The sequence below is a fragment of the Agromyces sp. Root81 genome (genome assembly GCF_001429165.1).
Lineage (GTDB): Bacteria > Actinomycetota > Actinomycetes > Actinomycetales > Microbacteriaceae > Agromyces.
In genome coordinates this window covers 533,122-550,787 of sequence record NZ_LMIR01000002.1, presented here as the reverse complement: position 1 = coordinate 550,787, position 17,666 = coordinate 533,122, and the positions used below count along the sequence as shown (strand labels likewise).

Genomic DNA, 17,666 nt, shown 5'->3' with positions numbered 1-17,666 from the left:
TCGGTGAGGGCTACAACGAGCTGACCACGGGTCTCGAGAAGGCGATCGAGGGCATCAGCGACATGGGCGAGTCCCTGCGCAAGATGATGCAGGCGATCCAGGACACCGACCAGGCGCTCGCCGGCAACTGAGCATCCCAGTGAGTCGGGGCGTCGATCAGGCGTCCCGCCTCTCCGCAATGGAAGGAACGCAGCATGGCGGGGCCGGATATCGACCTGGACTTCGATGACCTCACATCGATGACGAAGGACCTGAGCACCTTCGTCACCGAATTCGAGAACATCGGCGACACGACGGACGACGTGAAGGACGCCGTCGGTCGTCCGCACGGTCGCACCCAGCTCGAGCGCAAGGTGGGCGACTTCGAGGGCGGGTGGGACGGCAACCGCGAGGTCATCCTCGACGGGCTGACGAACATCCGCGACCACCTGCAGGCCATCGTGGACCAGTTCACCGAGACCGACAAGCAGCTCGCGACTTCCGGAGAGACCTCATGACATACGGTGTCGGACTGACGTCGCCGAAGGGCGTCCCCGCGCGCGTGCTCGACGGCTCCGCCGACGAGATCGAGAAGGCCGGTCGTCACTACATCGACATCGGCGAGCGGATGTCCGCGACTGCCGACGAGCTCAAGAAGCTCGGTGATGACGAGAAGTACACGGCTGAGAGCCTCGACAAGGTGCGCGAGTCCGCTCGGGAACTGCACGGCGACCTCCGAAAGGTCGGCGCTCGGTACGAGAAGTCCGGCCCAGTGCTCGTGACCTATGCGAGCGCACTCCGCACGGCGCGCACCAGCACGGTCGACCCGCTCGTCGAGCAGATCATCGCAGCGCACCAGGCGCACGAGGACGCGCTCGACGAGGAGCGCGCCGCCAAGAGCAAGGTCGACGACTACGACACGACCTGGCTCTGGGAGACGGAGGCGACTGACTCGCAGAAGGATGTCGCGTCGTCGAATCTCGCAGATGCGCGGAGCGCGTCGTCGGCAGCGGAATCGTCGCTCGACGAGCTTTGGACCTCGTTCGACAGCGGATTCGCGAACTGGGAGTCCGCGTACGACGCCGCGGTGAGCGGCATGGAGGACGCCATCGACGCGTCGGGCATCAACGACTCCTGGTGGGAGGACGCGCTCGACCAGATCGCGACCGTCGCGACGGTCATCGGCACGGTCGCGGTCATCGCGGCGCTGGTCATCGGCGGCCCGATCACGCTCGCGGTCGCGGCAGTCGCCGGCATCGTCGCGCTCGTCGCCCACGTGGTCATGATGGCCTGCGGTTCGAAGCGTGTGAGTTGGACCGATATCGCGTTCGACACCCTGAGTGTCGTCCCCTTCCTCGGTGCGTTCGCCAAAGCCGTCGGACCGGGGGTCCGTTCGCTCGGTCTGCTCCGAGGCTCCGGTTCGGCGTTCCGCGGTGCGCTCGGCTTGAACAACGCATCGCAGGGGTTCCTCGCTGTCGGTCGGAACGCCATCATTCGGGATCTGCAGACCGTGACGGGTGCGGGTCGGTTCGCCGGGAACAGGGGTGCTCGCGAGCTTGCCGCTCCTGGGCTGGCCGACGCCTTCCTGGCAGCCAACCGCGGCGGCTGGGCGACGAACGCGTGGAATGCGATCCGCAGCGGCGGCTCGATCGTCGACGGGCAGGCGTTCACGCTCTCCCAGCGCCTCGCCTCGGGGTGGCCGGGCGCGGGTATGCTCCCCGCGGGCGAGCGCGCAGCGACCTGGGCGGCGCAGTACAGTGGCATGCCGGGCATGGTGGGCCAGGGCGTGAACGTCTGGAATGCTGGTTACGGCACGTATCAAGGACTGCAAGGGGTCGAGGTCCCGCTTCCCGACATGCCGGACTTCATCGGAGACGCCGTCGACTGGGTCAAGGGTCGATAACAGCGTCGTCCAGACCAAGAGGAGAACACATGGCCTCGCTCCGTGAGGAGCTGACCGGAGAACGCACCGCGAGGGTGTCGTACAGCCTGCTGTGCCCGCCCGGCTGGACGAAGCTGCCGCCCGCCGCCCTCGTCGGCAACGACGCCGCCGCTCCAGCCATCGCGGCCATGAAGAGCGCCGGCCGACCCGACCTCGTGCTGCAGTTCCGCACGATGCTCAGCACGCTCAAGTCCGCCCTCCGCGAGCGTGGGGTGTTCGAGGTGTATCTCGCGCCCGAGCGTGAACCAGGTGCACCGATGCCGGCGATGCTCGCCGTGTCGCCGTTCGTCATCCCCGACGGAGTCAGCTGGGACACGGCGGTCTCACGCCTCGCGAAGTCCGCGCCCGTCGAGGTGCCACCGGCCGACGTCGACATGCGCCTCATCCGTCGTCGGTCTGAGCTTCGCGACGAGTCGGCGCTGATCATCACCGACGAGCTCATCTACCTCGTGCCGGTGCCCGGAGGCGACGGTCGAAAGGCGCTCCTCTTCCAGTACACCGTGCTCTCCGTCGACGATCCGGATTCGACGGAGCTGGCCAAGGGGCTGGTCTTCATCGGCGAGGCGATCATGTCCACGTTCACCTGGGTGCCCGCCGCATGACCATCGTGCAGATCCCGTACGACACCGAACGGTGGATCAGGGTTCCCGTCGAATGGTCGCGCGAGCCGTGGGACGGACCGGCCGAGTGGGCCGAATGGCTCGCCGACGAGACGACCCGTGCCCGGGATGGTGCCGAGCCGTATGTCGAGGCCATTCGTGATCACGCCCTCGCGATCGCAGGGTACTCGAGCGAGGACGTCTCCGCCCGTTTCTGGTACTTCCCGATCGACGGCGATCCCGCCGGCTGGGTCGACGTATTCATGCAGCAGCACGGTCACGATGGTGCCGTCGCAGCAGAGATGCTTCCCGAACTCGAACGGGCCGTGATCGAACCCGCCGTCGACGCACTCGAGGTGACGGATTTCGACAGCGCCGTGCGCCGGCTCTCCCTGCTCCCGTTCACCGGATCGGACTCCGGCGGAGCCGATGGGACGGCGACGCCCGGGATCATGGCGAAGGGAGAATGGCTCGCGGTCTCCGGCGAGTGGCTCGTGTACCTCGTCACGATCGACGCGGATCCGCGAGCGCTGTCCCAACGGCTCGGCGACACGGACCGACTCATCGGCGGTCTCGACCCAGCTGTGCTCTCCGGTCAACGGGAGGCCGACGCATGAGCGATCCGAGCAGGCTCACCGCCGACGCGAAGGCCGCCGTGGCGGCAGCCGTGGCCGAGTTGCCCGAGACGCTCTCCGCAGGCGAGGCGATCGCAGCTGTGCCGCAACTCGCGGTGCTCAACGCGCACCCCGAGGCAGCGGCCGCATATCCCAACGCCAGGCTGGGCATCGAAATGGCCGAGTACGGCCGCCTACGACCCGGGACCGCGGACGAAGCACCGACGAAGGTCTCGCGCGCATACACCTGGGTCAGCGTCATCGCGTTCGTGCTGGCTCTCGCGGCTCCCGCCCTGATCATGACCGGGCGGAACGGCCGCGCGTTCGATCCGCTCGTCGGAGCACTCCCGTCTGGCATCCTCATGGCCGTCGCCTTGGCGCTGTTCATCTGGCTCGAACCGAGGCGCACCTCGAATCCGCTCTACCGCGGAGGCAACTTCGGGGCTCCGATGTTCGTGTTCGTCGCCGCGATCTGGGCGGTCGGCGTCTTCATCGTCCTCGGCGCGATCCAGGACGTGGTCGCGTACCCCGAGGCGATCGTCGGGCTCGTGCTGCAGTTCGTGTCGACGGTCGGAAGCGTCATCCTGGCCGTGGCAGCCTTCCGGCACGATCGCGAACGACCGATGTGGGCCGCGGGGCGCAAGCCTCGCATCGGCGTGCCCGCGGATGTCGCGGCGACGCCCGAGTTCCAAGCGGCGGTCGATCAGGGGCTCCTGCAGTGGCGCAGGCAGGTCTACCAAGCGAGCACCCGAGACGAGCGCGCGGCGCTGCTCGCGGCCGAGCTCGAGGCGATCGCGCTGCTCCACGACCGCGGCTCGCTGACGGCGGAGGAGTTCGACTCGGCCCTGGAGCGTGTTCGCTCGCGAGCCGACTGGCGATGACCGGATGGGGAGTCCTCCCCATTCTCGAGGTGCGGCGGGTTGCCATAGTCTCATGATGGCCGCCCGGTTCCGGGTGGCGAAGGTTTGAGTGATTGGGTTGATGATGGCGGATTTCAAGGCGTCTTACGGCGAGATGGAGTCGATGGCCGGCAAGCTCGACAGTGGTCGTGAGGAGATCGGCGACGTGCTTCGCCGTCTGAAGGACGATGTCGACCGTCTCCTCGGCGACGACTTCAAGACGCAGCACGCGTCGGGCAAGNTGATGGCCGCCCGGTTCCGGGTGGCGAAGGTTTGAGTGATTGGGTTGATGATGGCGGATTTCAAGGCGTCTTACGGCGAGATGGAGTCGATGGCCGGCAAGCTCGACAGTGGTCGTGAGGAGATCGGCGACGTGCTTCGCCGTCTGAAGGACGATGTCGACCGTCTCCTCGGCGATGACTTCAAGACGCAGCACGCGTCGGGCAAGTTCGGTGAGGGCTACAACGAGCTGACCACGGGTCTCGAGAAGGCGATCGAGGGCATCAGCGACATGGGCGAGTCCCTGCGCAAGATGATGCAGGCGATCCNGGGCAAGTTCGGTGAGGGCTACAACGAGCTGACCACGGGTCTCGAGAAGGCGATCGAGGGCATCAGCGACATGGGCGAGTCCCTGCGCAAGATGATGCAGGCGATCAAGGACACCGACCAGGCGCTCGCCGGCAACTGAGCCGCTGAGTGAGCTTCGAGCGGGGAAGGGCCTTTCGGTCGTCGCCGACGAGACCGCGGTGCTCCACCCGGCTGTCGAAACCGTGACGAACGACTACTGGGGCGCCGGTCGTCGTGCGGCGATCATCACCGATTCATCCGAGGAAGGTCGGTCGGGGGCACGATTCAACTTTGCGTTCCGGCGCGGCGACTCGCTCCTGGTGGCGACCGCCATCGCCGATCGCGTGTCCTTCGCCACCGTGTTGATGGCGCATGCGGATCAGGTCGTCGCTTCGGTCAGACTGGAGGGGGAATGAACGACCTGCTCGAGGCCGCGACAACGCTGGCACGGACGATGCCGCTCGATTCAGGCGATTCGCCGCGTCAGGTGGCCCGCCGCGTACAAGAGGCGGTGCTCGACTCGGCCGATCCAGCTGTGGCTGACAGTGTGCGGGGTGTCGACCGCGCGTTCGATGCGCGAGTCGCGCCGCTCGAACGGGCGCTGCTGGGCGGGAGTACGAAACCTGCGAGAACCGTGACACCCGGGCCTGACCTCATCGCAGTGTTCGCCGCGGCCTGGGCGATGGGTGCGGCGGCGGGCGCAGGCCGACTCACGGGTGGAACCGAGCTCGACCAGATCCACGTGGTCGCGCCCACCGTGGTGATCAGCGTCGGGGTGGCGCTCGTGCTGCTCGGTGTCGGTGTCGCCTTCGCACGCCGCGAACGCGACGAACTGCGTGCGCAGCGAGCCAACTCAGCGGCCGTCATGCGTGCCGGGTTCGTGTGGACGGCCGCCGTCATGGGCGTCGCGGCCGTGATCGGCATGACGTTCCGCGTTCTCGGCGAGGCCGAAGCCGCCGGCATGGTTGCCCTGGTCGCCGCTGTCGTGCTCTGCGCCGTCGCGGTGCCGTTGGCGATCGCCGCGCAGAAGGAGGCGAGCCGCGGTGTATCGGGCGGCAGGCTTCACCCCCCGTCGGGTGCGCGCGCCGGCGCCGGCGAGCGGATGGAACTCCTGAGCGCGAGCGAGGACGCCCAGGATCGGGTGAATGAGCAGCTGTCACGTCTGACCTCGGCGTCGTTCGACGGGCTGGACGCAGCATTTGCGGCCGCGGTCGCCGAGATCGCGCGCCGCGGGATCCTCCCGGCTTCGTCGGTGAAACGGCTCCGCGCGACCGGATGGGTCGCGGCCCGATACCTCGTGTAGCCCTCGGTGTGGAACCTCGGCGCGGTACGCCTCGGGGCAGGGACGCACGTCACCGCGCCGATGGGGAGTCCTCCCCATTCTCTGCGCCGGCGGGTTGTCGTAGTCTCGTGATGGCCGCCCGGTTCCGGGTGGCGAAGGTTTGAGTGATTGGGTTGATGATGGCGGATTTCAAGGCGTCTTACGGCGAGATGGAGTCGATGGCCGGCAAGCTCGACAGCGGTCGTGAGGAGATCGGCGACGTGCTTCGCCGTCTGAAGGACGATGTCGACCGTCTCCTCGGCGACGACTTCAAGACGCAGCACGCGTCGGGCAAGTGGGCAAGTTCGGTGAGGGCTACAACGAGCTGACCACGGGTCTCGAGAAGGCGATCGAGGGCATCAGCGACATGGGCGAGTCCCTGCGCAAGATGATGCAGGCGATCAAGGACACCGACCAGGCACTCGCCGGCAACTGAGCCGCTGAGTGAGCTTCGTGCGGGGAAGGGCCTTTCGTCCTTCCCCGCTCGTGCCGTATCCGGCCATGAACGACGTCGCCCAAGGAGCGAACATGTCCGACCTCATCCGGCTCGACCTGACCGTCGTCAGTGACGCGGCGACCCAGGCGCGCACAGTGAAGCGCACGTTCGACGCGTCAGACGACACTGCGCACGCGGCGGCCTCCGCCTGCGGCCACGACGGACTCGCCGACACGGTCGAGCGGTTCGCCTCGACGTGGGACGACCGTCGGCGCGACTTCGCCGACAACCTCGAGAAGCTCGCCGGCGCGCTCGGCGACATCGAGCAGGCGTTCAACGACCTCGATCGGTCGCTCGCGACATCCGAAGGCGGTGCCTGATGGGTGCCATCCCCGGGGACCCCGTCGTCCTGCGTCGCACGGGTCAGCACTATCGCGAGACGGCGACGGCGATCCGCACCGCGGTCGCCGACCTTGAGGAGATCGCCCGCCCTGGGGCGATGGTGAGTCTCGCCATCGACCGGGTGCGCGAGGATGCCGCTCGACTCGCGTCGGAGATCGGCGGCGCAGAACGCCGCTACGCGGAGACCGGCGACGCCCTCGTCGACTTCGCGGCCGCGCTCGAGGCGGCACAGGAGGAGGCGGAGCGCGCCGAACGCGATGCAGCGGATGCCGCGGCCGATGAGCAGGCGGCATCGCGTCGTGCGAGCGCGCTGCGCGAGGAGCTCCGAGGTCTCGCCCCCGATGCCGAGGCGAGCGAGACGCGCACGCTCGAGCGATCGATCAGCGGACTCGCGACGGCCGCAGAGGGATTCTCGGCCGCCGGCGCCGCGGCGGAGCAGCGCCACGCGGATGCGCTGGCCGCCAGGGACCGTGCCGCTGAAGTCGCCATCGGGCGCATCCGCTCCGTCGTCGAGGGCAGTGACCTGAACGACTCGTTCTGGGACGACCTCTGGAGCTCGATCGGCGACTTCTTCGAAGCGGTCGGGCAGGTGCTCCTCGCGATCGCCGCCGCGGTGGTCGGCGCCATCCTCGCCGTCGTCGCGGCAGTCCTCGTGCTCATCGCCGCGGTGCTCGTGGTCGTCGCAGCGCTCGTGCTGCTCGGGCTCGCAGTCGTCGCCGCACTCGTGGTCGCAGCGATCGCGCTCGCGGCGCTCGTGATCGTCGTGGTCGCCGCGGCGGTGCTGGCGTTCATCGCTGTCGCGATCATCGCCGGCGTGCTCGCGATCACGGTGGCGCTGGTGCTCATCGTCACGGCGGCCCTCGCACTGATCCTCGCGACGGTCGTCACGCTTGCCGTGCTGATCCTCAGCAGTCCGCTCTTCTGGGCGCTGGTGCTCAGCGCGGTGACGTTCCTCGGAGCGGTCCTCGCATGGCGGGTCGCGATCGAGATCTTCGCCCCGACCCCCGAAGTAGGCGAGTTCGCGCCTGATGAGAACGATCGCCAGTCGCTCGCCGCTTGGCAGCGCGCCAATGATGTCGAGCGCATGGACAGTCTCGACGACTTCGTTGCCGCCGAGGGGTTCGCAGACATGATGGGTGGCGAGTCGCAGACCGTCGTCGACATCAAACGGATCGAGGGCGAACCGCCGCGGTACGTCGTGACGCTGCCGAGCACGCAGGATTGGCAGGCCGCAGGTGTCTTCTTCGGTGAGGACATGAACGGCGACGGCGCAGTCAACGACCTCGATACCAATATCGTTCTCCGGCTCTTCCCAGAGGTGCGAACCCAGTACGAACGTGCCGTCATGGAGGCCATGCGGCAGGCGGGGATCCAGCCCAGCGACCCGGTCATGCTCGTCGGTTTCAGCCAGGGCGGCATCCTGGCCGGCCACCTCGCTGCGAACCGATCGAGCGAGTTCAATTTTCAAGCGGTGCTCGCGTACGGGGCGCCGATCGACGACATGGCGATCCCGCCGAAGACGGAGGTCGTCTCGATGCAGCACGACGGCGACGTCGTGCACACGCTCGACCTCACCGCCCGCCCGCCCGATACCGATACGTGGTCAACGTATTCTGTGCCCGTGCCGGCCGGTACGAATCCAACGACCGGCCAGCCCTACGATGCACAGCCGCACAACAATGCGGCCTACGAGCAGACCGCACAGGACTTGTTGTCGGCGGATCCGACAATCGATGACGGCTTCTCGGAGTTCTTCGGTGAGGTCGTCGAGCAGGAGCAGTATGCGTTCAGTGAGTAAAGTGCGAGGTGTGCTGAAGAACATTCGTGGGTTGGTCATCGGAGGCGTGATGCTCTCCGTCGTCTTGACGATGTCGGCGTGCGCGCGGCCCGGTCCTGGAGGCGGGCTGGAGACGGTCAAGCAAGCGGTACGCGAATCGTCATCGGCCTTCGACGAGGTGTTCGTCGAGGAGGGTCTCGACGGTTTCTCGCGCTACCTGTTCGTCGAGCTCGGCTTGACCGATGAGACGCTCGCCGCCGACGCCCTCGAAGATGCTCTGCGAGCGATCGGCGAGACGGTGCCCGACGGGTACGAGAGCGTGCGACTCATCGCGCGGGGATCGTCGGGTGACATGCTCGATCTCGAGGAGCCGTTGGAGGCCTCGGGCCTCGACGGGGTCTTCATGATCGACCCCAAGATGGCAAGCATCCCAGTCGAGTCGCTCCGCGTGTACGCGGACCAGTCTTGAGTCGCGCCGCGGAGCGCGCACGACTCTCGTTCGCGCTGCCGGATCGACAGCCTGCGTCCAAGGATCGAGGTCGCCACACGGTGAAGCGGTTCGCCTCGAGGCCGCTCGGCCCCGTGATGCTCGGTGTTCTTGTCGCGTTGACGGGGTGCGCCGGCGCTGCCCCGCAGAGTCCCCTGGAGGCCGTGGAGGCGGCGATTCGTGACGCGCCTGCAGGGCTCGACGAGGTGCGTGCCGATGAGGGAATCGACGGCTTCTCGAGGCATGTGCTCCTGGTTCTGGTCGCGTCGGGCGACGAGCTCCCGGTCGACGGCGTCACCGAAACGCTCGACACCGTCGGCGACGTGCTGCCCGAGGAGTACGACAGTGTGCATGTGGTCGCGCGCTCGGCGTCGGGCGATCGGCTCGACGTCGACACAGCGCTCGAGTCGCTCGGGTTCAGTGAGACGTACATGGTCAGCCCGACCAGGGCGCACATCACCGCGAGCGCGGTCAGGGCCTTCGCGAGCGAGGGCTGAATGATGGGACATCCTCGCCTGCAGTTCACCCTGCCCGGGGAATGGTGGGTCGCGCCGATGGACGCCGATGCGGAGGAACGCGCCGCCGAGATCGCGCGCTTCGTGCGAACGCACTACGGACGCCGTGACGACCTCGCGCAGGCGCGCGCCGAGCATCGTGCACGCCTGACGCAGGCGCTGGACGCTGCGATCGAGCAGGGCGCGACGCAGTACCACCTCTCGCTCGCGAACGACGCCGGAGTCGCGTTCGCGTCGACGCTCAGCGAGTACGTGCTGCCGCGGGCGTTCGGTGCCGACCCCGCTCCGGCGGTGCTCGTCGAGCGCGTGGTCGCCGCGCTGCATGCCGGCGCCGACGCGGATGCCTCGTGGCGGGCGTTCGGCGCTGACGGAGGAGTCGCATTCGCGAAGGGCGATTCGATCGTGCTGCGGCGCATCGTGCGCCGTGAGGCGGACGTCACCGACGAGTCGTCCGTCGAGTCGTTGACCGCCGACTACTGGCTGACCGTGCCCGGCAGCGCGGAAGTCGTGCTCGTGAGCCTCTCGACGGTGCTGCTCGCCCTCGAGCCCCTCATGCTCGAGCTCTTCGACCGCATCATCGACGCGGCGGAATGGGTCGAGTCGGCTCCGGCGCATCAGACACTCAGGGCCGAACTCGCCGGTGCGGATGACCGACCATGACGCGGCGGCCGGTCCATCCGATCCGACGGTGAGTCGGGTTCGAGGTGTGACGAGGCGGAGGTCGGTCGTCGGGGGCGTGCTGCTCACCGTCATGCTGACGATGACGGCGTGCGGTGGTCCTGGTGCAGCGGATGGGCTCGAGGCGGTCGAGCACGCGGTTCGCGATTCGTCATCGGCCTTCGACGATGTGTTCGTCGAGGACGGTCTCGACGGTTTCTCCCGCTACCTGTTCGTCGAGCTCGGAATGACAGGTGAGACGCTCCCGCCTGACGAGCTCGCCGCGGCCCTCAGCGCAGTCGGCGAAACGATTCCCGATGGCTTCGACAGTGTTCGACTCGTCGCGCGCTCATCGTCGGGCGACCGCCTCGACCTCGAACGCCCGATGGAGGACTCGGACGTCGACGGCGTGTTCATGATCAACTCGAACTTGGCCGACATCCCAGCGGAAGCGCTCCGGAACTTCGCAGGCGAGCGCTGATCCGTTGCTGAGATTCGCCGCCACGGCGACGAGCAGGGGTGAGATTCATTCAATGGGTAGGGTGCGAACCGTGATGAAGAGGAGACGAGCCGCGTGACCGCTCGCGACGAGTCGGCGACGACCGGGCCCGCCCTTCCTCCGGCTCGGGCCTACGCGGAGCGCGTGGCTGGCGGCTCCGCGAGCTTCGGCTGGCCGGCACTCGAGGCGGCCGCCTTCGAGGGGATGCCGCACGTGCGGGCACCGCTCGAGGCCGCCGCGGTCGAGCTCGAGTCGGGCTCTTCGCGAACCAGCTGTGCTCGATCGGTGGCTCCCTTGGTGTGCTGCTCGCCCCGATGGTCCTGCCGCTGCCCGTGCTCCTCGCAGTGGAACTCGACGCGGCGGAACCCTGGCTCTACGCGCTGACCGCCGCGTTCGCGCTGGCCCACACGGTACTCCGGATGGGGGAGTGGCGACGGGTTGCGACCGGCGGCCCCGCCCCGACCGCGCAGGAGGCGATGCTCGCCGTCTTCGAGGCGGTGCTCGGTGTCGTCGCCGCCGGGCTGGTCGCCGCCGCCGCGGTGTACACATCGGCACCCGGACGGTGGTTCGTGTTCGCGGCCCTCGTCGTGATGACACTGGCCTGCATCGTGAGCGTCGTCGTGGCGAGACGTGCGTCGAAGCACGGCGTCAGCACATCGGCGAGGTCGCCTCACGACGCGGTGGTCGTCGCCCTTTCGGCGCTCGACGAGCGCGCGCGGCAGGGTGTCGGCGGCGACCTCGCCTCGGCCCTCGATCGACTCGTCGAGTCCGGGGTGATCGACCCCGATGCGCGCGAGGCGGCGCTCCGAGCCCCGCTCGGTGGACTCGCCCGACGCATGTGGGCGCTGGAGCGTGCCGCTTCGCACGCACCCCGCCGCTGATCCACCGATCGCTGCGGCGTACGCTCGAAGTCATGGACCCACGCCGCACCGCCTGGATCGTGGCGGCCCTCGCCGCGGCGCTCGATTTTGCACTCGTCGTGTGCGCGTTCGGCTTCGTGAGCCTCCTCACCGGCGTCGAGGTCATCGTCGACCCCGAGGCCGGGCTCTTCGTGGCACCGGCGGCGATCGGGGCATCCGTCATCGCGGTCCTGCTGACGCTCGCCGTCACGCTGCGCCGGCCCGACCGGATCTGGCCGAGCGTCATCCTCTCCGCGGTGTGGGCCTGGATCGCGCTGGTCGTCGTCTCGGTGATCGGCTACGCCCTCGCGAGCGAGGCGAGCTCGTTGCTCGCCGCGCTGCTGTTCGGGCTCGGGTTCGGCATCGGATGGTTCGGACTGCTCGTGCCGGCACTCGCCGCGGTGACCGCGGCCTTCGCCGTGCTCGTCGCGCGCGGTCGCGATTCCGGCATGGAGCGCCCGCGCTGGCCGTGGGAGCGCGATGAAGAGGAGTGAGGCGCCTTTCGGCGCGCCATCCGTGCGCCATCCGCTCGCCATTCGGTGACGAGGACCGTGCCCCCGCAGTATCGTGAACCTGATGCAGGGATCGATCGAGGCGCGCGTGAGCCACGAGGTCGACCGGTGGCTGGCGTGGCTGCCCCGGTGGCGACCTGGCACGCATCGTGCCCGCGTGCGGCTCTGCACCCGCTGCTTCGGTTCCCCGATCCTCACGGCGGCCGGGCTCGACGTCGACGTGCCGCACCCCGTGCAGCACGCGTTCTCGATGCGCATGAAGGGCATCATCGACCTCGCCGTCGACGACTACACGGCGCGCAACCTCCCGATGCTGCACCGTGAGATCCGGCTCGCCGAGGAGCGCAAGGCCCGGCGTCCGTACCGGGCGGGGGAGGGCCTCGAGCCCGAGTTCCTCGGTCTCGACGTCGACCCGGAGCCGGTGCCCGACCAGCCGTTCCTCTTCACTCTGTCCGGGCTCGAAGCGGATGCCGCGGCGGAGGCGGCCGAGCCCGCACCACGGCCGTTCACGCCTGAAGAGAAGGAAGCGCTCCGCGAGGAGGTGCGCCTCGCCGACGACTTCGCGAAACAGCTCGGCCGGCGCATCTGCGTCGAACTCGCCCAGCACCGCTATCGCATCGGCAACGCCGTCGAGCGTCTCGTCGAGCCGCAGATCGAGGACCTGCTCGCCGACCTCGACCGCGAACTTGACTCGCCCGGTTGGCCGAGCTGACGGGTCGGAGGAGGGGCTACGGCCCCGCCGCATCCGTCGCCATTTGACCGCGAGGTTACGGCGCATTACCATTGATCGGGTGTGCGCGTTGCCGCGCGCTCGAACCGTGCCTGTTTCGCAGGCTCGGAACGGGCCGAGACGAGACGCACACATCGGGCGATTCGCCCCCACGGCATACCCATCAACCAAGGCGCTGCAACTCTGCGGTGCCGGTGGGTCGTGATGTGAATTCCATCAAACGCTGTCACCGTGCAGCACCAACAAGGAGAAGCAGTGCCAACCATTCAGCAGTTGGTCCGCAAGGGCCGCTCGCCGAAGGTCACCAAGACCAAGGCTCCCGCCCTGAAGGCGAACCCCCAGCAGCGCGGCGTGTGCACGCGTGTGTACACCACCACCCCGAAGAAGCCGAACTCCGCGCTCCGCAAGGTCGCTCGTGTGAAGCTCTCCAACGGCACCGAGGTCACCGCCTACATCCCCGGTGAGGGCCACAACCTCCAGGAGCACTCGATGGTGCTCGTCCGCGGCGGTCGTGTGAAGGACCTCCCCGGTGTGCGCTACAAGATCATCCGCGGCGCGCTCGACACGCAGGCCGTGAAGAACCGCAAGCAGGCCCGTAGCCGCTACGGCGCGAAGATGGAGAAGAAGTAATGCCTCGCAAGGGACCCGCTCCGAAGCGCCCCGTCGTCGCCGACCCGGTTTACGGTTCGCCCGTCGTCAGCCAGCTCGTCAACAAGATCCTCGTCGACGGCAAGAAGGACCTCGCGCAGCGCATCGTGTACGAAGCGCTCTCGAACGTCGCCGAGAAGAACGGCCAGGACGCCGTCGCCACGCTGAAGAAGGCGCTCGACAACGTGCGCCCGACCCTCGAGGTGCGTTCGCGCCGCGTCGGCGGTTCGACCTACCAGGTCCCCGTCGAGGTCAAGCCTCACCGCGCCAACACCCTGGCCCTCCGCTGGCTCACCAGCTACGCCAAGGCTCGTCGCGAGAAGACGATGACCGAGCGTCTCACCAACGAGATCCTCGACGCCTCGAACGGCCTGGGTGCCGCGGTCAAGCGCCGCGAAGACACCCACAAGATGGCCGAGTCGAACCGCGCCTTCGCCCACTACCGCTGGTAGCAGGCAGAGCGGATGCCGCGGCCTCGGGTCGCGGCATCCGCTCCCACCCCCTTTCCCTTCCTGAATCTCCGGAGGAACCCCCGTGGCACAAGACGTGCTCACCGACCTGAACAAGGTCCGCAACATCGGCATCATGGCGCACATCGATGCCGGCAAGACCACCACGACCGAGCGCATCCTGTTCTACACGGGCGTCAACCACAAGATCGGCGAGACCCACGACGGCGCCTCGACGACCGACTGGATGGAGCAGGAGAAGGAACGCGGCATCACGATCACGTCTGCCGCCGTGACCTGCTACTGGAACAAGAACCAGATCAACATCATCGACACCCCCGGCCACGTGGACTTCACGGTCGAGGTCGAGCGCTCGCTCCGCGTGCTCGATGGTGCGGTCGCCGTCTTCGACGGCAAGGAGGGCGTCGAGCCCCAGTCCGAGACCGTCTGGCGCCAGGCCGACAAGTACAACGTGCCCCGCATCTGCTTCGTCAACAAGATGGACAAGCTGGGCGCCGACTTCTACTTCACGGTCGACACCATCATCAACCGCCTCGGCGCGAAGCCCCTCGTGCTGCAGCTCCCGATCGGTTCGGAGTCCTCCTTCGAGGGCGTCGTCGACCTGGTCGAGATGCGTGCACTCACCTGGCGCGGCGACGCGAAGGGTGACGTCGAGATGGGCGCCAAGTACGCCATCGAGGAGATCCCCGCCGACCTCGTCGACAAGGCCGCCGAGTACCGCACCGCGCTGCTCGAGACCGTCGCCGAGACGAGCGACGAGCTCATGGAGAAGTACTTCGGTGGCGAAGAGCTGACCGTCGCCGAGATCAAGGCTGCGATCCGCAAGCTCACCGTCAACTCCGAGATCTACCCCGTGCTCTGCGGTTCCGCGTTCAAGAACCGCGGTGTCCAGCCGATGCTCGACGCCGTCATCGACTACCTCCCCTCGCCGCTCGACGTCCCCGCCATCGAGGCGCACGACGCTCGCGACGAAGAGAAGGTCGTCATGCGTCACGCCGACGCCACGGAGCCCTTCACCGCTCTCGCGTTCAAGGTCGCGGTGCACCCGTTCTTCGGTCGCCTCACCTACGTGCGCGTCTACTCGGGTCGTCTCGACTCGGGTGCCCAGGTCATCAACTCGACCAAGGGCAAGAAGGAGCGCATCGGCAAGATCTTCCAGATGCACGCCAACAAGGAGATCCCGATCGAGTCGGTCACCGCCGGCAACATCTACGCGGTCATCGGTCTGAAGGACACCACCACCGGTGACACCCTCTGCGACCCGGCCAACCAGGTCGTCCTCGAGTCGATGACCTTCCCCGAGCCCGTCATCGAGGTCGCCATCGAGCCGAAGACCAAGGCCGACCAGGAGAAGCTCGGCACGGCGATCCAGAAGCTCGCCGAAGAGGACCCGACCTTCCGCACCGAGCAGAACCAGGAGACCGGTCAGACGGTCATCAAGGGAATGGGCGAGCTCCACCTCGACATCCTGGTCGACCGCATGAAGCGCGAGTTCAACGTCGAGGCCAACGTGGGCAAGCCCCAGGTCGCGTACCGCGAGACGATCAAGCGCGCGGTCGAGAAGCACGACTACACCCACAAGAAGCAGACCGGTGGTTCCGGCCAGTTCGCGAAGATCCAGTTCGCGCTCGAGCCGCTCGAGATCGAAGGCGACAAGATCTACGAGTTCGAGAACAAGGTCACCGGTGGCCGCGTTCCGCGCGAGTACATCCCCTCGGTCGACGCCGGGTTCCAGGACGCCATGCAGTACGGCATCCTCGCGGGCTACCCGATGGTCGGCGTGAAGGCGAGCCTGCTCGACGGTGCCGCCCACGACGTCGACTCCTCGGAGATGGCGTTCAAGATCGCCGGCTCGATGGGCTTCAAGGAAGCCGCTCGCAAGGCGAACCCCGTTCTGCTCGAACCGCTGATGTCCGTCGAGGTCCGTACTCCTGAGGAGTACATGGGCGACGTCATCGGCGACCTGAACTCGCGTCGCGGTCAGATCCAGTCGATGGAGGATGCCGCCGGCGTGAAGGTCGTGCGTGCGCACGTCCCGCTCTCGGAGATGTTCGGTTACATCGGCGACCTTCGGTCGAAGACCTCTGGTCGTGCGGTGTACTCGATGGAGTTCGAGAGCTACGCGGAGGTCCCGAAGGCTGTGGCCGACGAGATCGTCCAGAAGAACAAGGGCGAATAGTCCGATACGCACGAACCTGCCGGTTCGCGTAACATATCAACACAACCCCCGTAGACCTCCGGTCGCAATCCAGCGCCCGGCGGCTCTACACGAGTCCTGAGGAGGACCCACAGTGGCTAAGGCCAAGTTCGAGCGGACCAAGCCGCACGTCAACATCGGAACGATCGGTCACGTCGACCACGGCAAGACCACGCTCACCGCAGCGATCTCGAAGGTGCTCGCCGACAAGTTCCCGTCGGCCACCAACGTGCAGCGCGACTTCGCGTCGATCGACTCCGCTCCCGAGGAGCGCCAGCGCGGCATCACGATCAACATCTCGCACGTCGAGTACGAGACGCCGAAGCGCCACTACGCGCACGTCGACGCCCCGGGTCACGCCGACTACATCAAGAACATGATCACCGGTGCTGCTCAGATGGACGGCGCGATCCTCGTGGTCGCGGCGACCGACGGCCCGATGGCTCAGACGCGTGAGCACGTGCTGCTCGCCAAGCAGGTCGGCGTCCCCTACCTGCTCGTCGCGCTGAACAAGTCCGACATGGTCGACGACGAGGAGATCCTGGAGCTCGTCGAACTCGAGGTTCGCGAGCTGCTCTCGAGCCAGGGCTTCGACGGCGACAACGCTCCCGTCGTGCAGGTCTCGGGCCTCAAGGCGCTCGAGGGCGACGAGAAGTGGGTCCAGTCGGTCCTCGACCTCATGGACGCCGTCGACGAGTCGATCCCCGACCCCGTGCGCGACAAGGACAAGCCCTTCCTCATGCCGGTCGAGGACGTCTTCACGATCACCGGTCGTGGAACCGTCGTCACGGGCCGCGCCGAGCGTGGCACGCTGAAGATCAACTCCGAGGTCGAGATCGTCGGCATCCGCCCAACGCAGAAGACCACGGTCACCGGCATCGAGATGTTCCACAAGCAGCTCGACGAGGCATGGGCCGGCGAGAACTGCGGTCTGCTCCTTCGCGGCACCAAGCGCGAAGACGTGGAGCGCGGCCAGGTCGTCGTCGCACCCGGCTCGGTCACCCCGCACACGAACTTCGAGGGCACCGCGTACATCCTCTCCAAGGAGGAAGGCGGGCGTCACAACCCGTTCTACGCGAACTACCGTCCGCAGTTCTACTTCCGCACCACCGACGTCACCGGCGTCATCACGCTGCCCGAGGGCACCGAGATGGTCATGCCCGGCGACACCACCGACATGACGGTCGAGCTCATCCAGCCGATCGCCATGGAGGAGGGCCTCGGCTTCGCCATCCGTGAGGGTGGACGCACCGTGGGTGCCGGTACGGTCACCAAGATCGTCAAGTAGGTTCACCTACTGATCACCGACAGGGGTCGGGCCTTCGGGCCCGGCCCCTTTCGCGTACCCCGGCAGGGTCGGGGCGGCAGGCACCGCTGGGCCCGGCCCCTTTCGCGTACCCACGGCATGGTCGGGGCGGCAGGCACCGCTGGGCCCGGCCCCTTTCGCGTACCCACGGCATGGTCGGGGCGGCAGGCACCGCTGGGGCCCGGCCCCTTTCGCGTACCCACGGCATGG

General features: G+C 67.6%; 22 protein-coding genes and 1 pseudogene. All 23 read left to right on the top strand.

The window, feature by feature from the left end; all coding sequences use genetic code 11:
- Positions 1 to 194: 194 nt before the first annotated feature.
- The 23 genes and pseudogenes from ASE14_RS07585 to tuf all read left to right on the top strand — a co-directional run bounded on the left by ASE14_RS07585 (position 195) and on the right by tuf (position 17,438).
- On the top strand, positions 195 to 497 hold the full coding sequence (locus ASE14_RS07585; RefSeq protein WP_056653056.1) for a hypothetical protein: 303 nt from the start codon (positions 195 to 197) through the stop codon (positions 495 to 497).
- Complete coding sequence (locus ASE14_RS07580; RefSeq protein ID WP_056653055.1) at positions 494 to 1,882, top strand: hypothetical protein; 1,389 nt, start codon at positions 494 to 496, stop codon at positions 1,880 to 1,882. The genes ASE14_RS07585 and ASE14_RS07580 overlap by 4 nt, the downstream gene beginning before the upstream one ends.
- Positions 1,883 to 1,911: 29 nt before the next feature.
- A complete protein-coding gene (locus ASE14_RS07575; protein ID WP_056653052.1) occupies positions 1,912 to 2,523 on the top strand; it encodes a hypothetical protein in 612 nt (203 codons plus the stop codon).
- The gene (locus ASE14_RS07570; RefSeq protein ID WP_056653049.1) at positions 2,520 to 3,137 is read left to right on the top strand and encodes a hypothetical protein; all 618 of its coding nucleotides are present in this window, start codon (positions 2,520 to 2,522) and stop codon (positions 3,135 to 3,137) included. Before ASE14_RS07575 ends, ASE14_RS07570 begins: the two co-directional genes overlap by 4 nt.
- Complete coding sequence (locus ASE14_RS07565; protein WP_056653045.1) at positions 3,134 to 4,015, top strand: hypothetical protein; 882 nt, start codon at positions 3,134 to 3,136, stop codon at positions 4,013 to 4,015. Before ASE14_RS07570 ends, ASE14_RS07565 begins: the two co-directional genes overlap by 4 nt.
- 307 nt (positions 4,016 to 4,322) lie before the next feature.
- Positions 4,323 to 4,581, top strand: a pseudogene (locus tag ASE14_RS21115) (WXG100 family type VII secretion target); the annotation flags it as partial.
- Between the two features lie 222 nt (positions 4,582 to 4,803).
- A complete protein-coding gene (locus ASE14_RS07550; RefSeq protein ID WP_056653037.1) occupies positions 4,804 to 5,016 on the top strand; it encodes a hypothetical protein in 213 nt (70 codons plus the stop codon).
- Complete coding sequence (locus ASE14_RS07545) at positions 5,013 to 5,903, top strand: hypothetical protein (protein ID WP_056653034.1); 891 nt, start codon at positions 5,013 to 5,015, stop codon at positions 5,901 to 5,903. Before ASE14_RS07550 ends, ASE14_RS07545 begins: the two co-directional genes overlap by 4 nt.
- A 155-nt stretch (positions 5,904 to 6,058) precedes the next feature.
- Positions 6,059 to 6,250, top strand: coding sequence for a hypothetical protein (locus ASE14_RS21110; protein WP_235511139.1), 192 nt, complete (start codon positions 6,059 to 6,061; stop codon positions 6,248 to 6,250).
- Positions 6,217 to 6,357, top strand: a complete 141-nt coding sequence (locus ASE14_RS21105; protein ID WP_235511138.1) for a hypothetical protein — start codon at positions 6,217 to 6,219, stop codon at positions 6,355 to 6,357. The genes ASE14_RS21110 and ASE14_RS21105 overlap by 34 nt, the downstream gene beginning before the upstream one ends.
- A gap of 92 nt (positions 6,358 to 6,449) precedes the next feature.
- The gene (locus ASE14_RS07535) at positions 6,450 to 6,737 is read left to right on the top strand and encodes a hypothetical protein (protein WP_056653028.1); all 288 of its coding nucleotides are present in this window, start codon (positions 6,450 to 6,452) and stop codon (positions 6,735 to 6,737) included.
- Positions 6,737 to 8,557 carry a hypothetical protein gene (locus ASE14_RS07530; RefSeq protein ID WP_056653025.1) on the top strand — a complete coding sequence of 607 codons (1,821 nt, stop codon included), beginning with the start codon at positions 6,737 to 6,739 and terminating at the stop codon, positions 8,555 to 8,557. Before ASE14_RS07535 ends, ASE14_RS07530 begins: the two co-directional genes overlap by 1 nt.
- Before the next feature lie 10 nt (positions 8,558 to 8,567).
- Positions 8,568 to 9,005: a hypothetical protein gene (locus ASE14_RS07525; RefSeq protein WP_157372862.1), complete on the top strand. Its 438-nt coding sequence runs from the start codon at positions 8,568 to 8,570 to the stop codon at positions 9,003 to 9,005.
- Between the two features lie 182 nt (positions 9,006 to 9,187).
- Positions 9,188 to 9,520 (top strand): hypothetical protein, encoded by a 333-nt coding sequence (locus ASE14_RS07520; protein ID WP_157372861.1) that lies wholly within the window; start codon positions 9,188 to 9,190, stop codon positions 9,518 to 9,520.
- Complete coding sequence (locus tag ASE14_RS07515) at positions 9,521 to 10,198, top strand: hypothetical protein (protein ID WP_157372860.1); 678 nt, start codon at positions 9,521 to 9,523, stop codon at positions 10,196 to 10,198.
- A 46-nt stretch (positions 10,199 to 10,244) separates the two neighbouring features.
- On the top strand, positions 10,245 to 10,676 hold the full coding sequence (locus ASE14_RS07510) for a hypothetical protein (protein WP_157372859.1): 432 nt from the start codon (positions 10,245 to 10,247) through the stop codon (positions 10,674 to 10,676).
- Between the two features lie 317 nt (positions 10,677 to 10,993).
- Positions 10,994 to 11,575 carry a hypothetical protein gene (locus ASE14_RS20405; RefSeq protein ID WP_056653010.1) on the top strand — a complete coding sequence of 194 codons (582 nt, stop codon included), beginning with the start codon at positions 10,994 to 10,996 and terminating at the stop codon, positions 11,573 to 11,575.
- A 32-nt stretch (positions 11,576 to 11,607) separates the two neighbouring features.
- Positions 11,608 to 12,087 carry a DUF6121 family protein gene (locus ASE14_RS20400; RefSeq protein ID WP_056653007.1) on the top strand — a complete coding sequence of 160 codons (480 nt, stop codon included), beginning with the start codon at positions 11,608 to 11,610 and terminating at the stop codon, positions 12,085 to 12,087.
- Between the two features lie 82 nt (positions 12,088 to 12,169).
- Positions 12,170 to 12,817 (top strand): hypothetical protein, encoded by a 648-nt coding sequence (locus ASE14_RS07495; RefSeq protein WP_056655974.1) that lies wholly within the window; start codon positions 12,170 to 12,172, stop codon positions 12,815 to 12,817.
- A gap of 273 nt (positions 12,818 to 13,090) precedes the next feature.
- Positions 13,091 to 13,465: a 30S ribosomal protein S12 gene (gene rpsL, locus ASE14_RS07490; RefSeq protein ID WP_022889720.1), complete on the top strand. Its 375-nt coding sequence runs from the start codon at positions 13,091 to 13,093 to the stop codon at positions 13,463 to 13,465.
- Complete coding sequence (gene rpsG, locus ASE14_RS07485; protein ID WP_056010907.1) at positions 13,465 to 13,935, top strand: 30S ribosomal protein S7; 471 nt, start codon at positions 13,465 to 13,467, stop codon at positions 13,933 to 13,935. Before rpsL ends, rpsG begins: the two co-directional genes overlap by 1 nt.
- Positions 13,936 to 14,017: 82 nt before the next feature.
- On the top strand, positions 14,018 to 16,132 hold the full coding sequence (gene fusA, locus ASE14_RS07480) for an elongation factor G (protein WP_056653004.1): 2,115 nt from the start codon (positions 14,018 to 14,020) through the stop codon (positions 16,130 to 16,132).
- 112 nt (positions 16,133 to 16,244) lie between these two features.
- Positions 16,245 to 17,438 (top strand): elongation factor Tu, encoded by a 1,194-nt coding sequence (gene tuf / locus ASE14_RS07475; RefSeq protein WP_056653001.1) that lies wholly within the window; start codon positions 16,245 to 16,247, stop codon positions 17,436 to 17,438.
- Positions 17,439 to 17,666 lie beyond the last annotated feature (228 nt).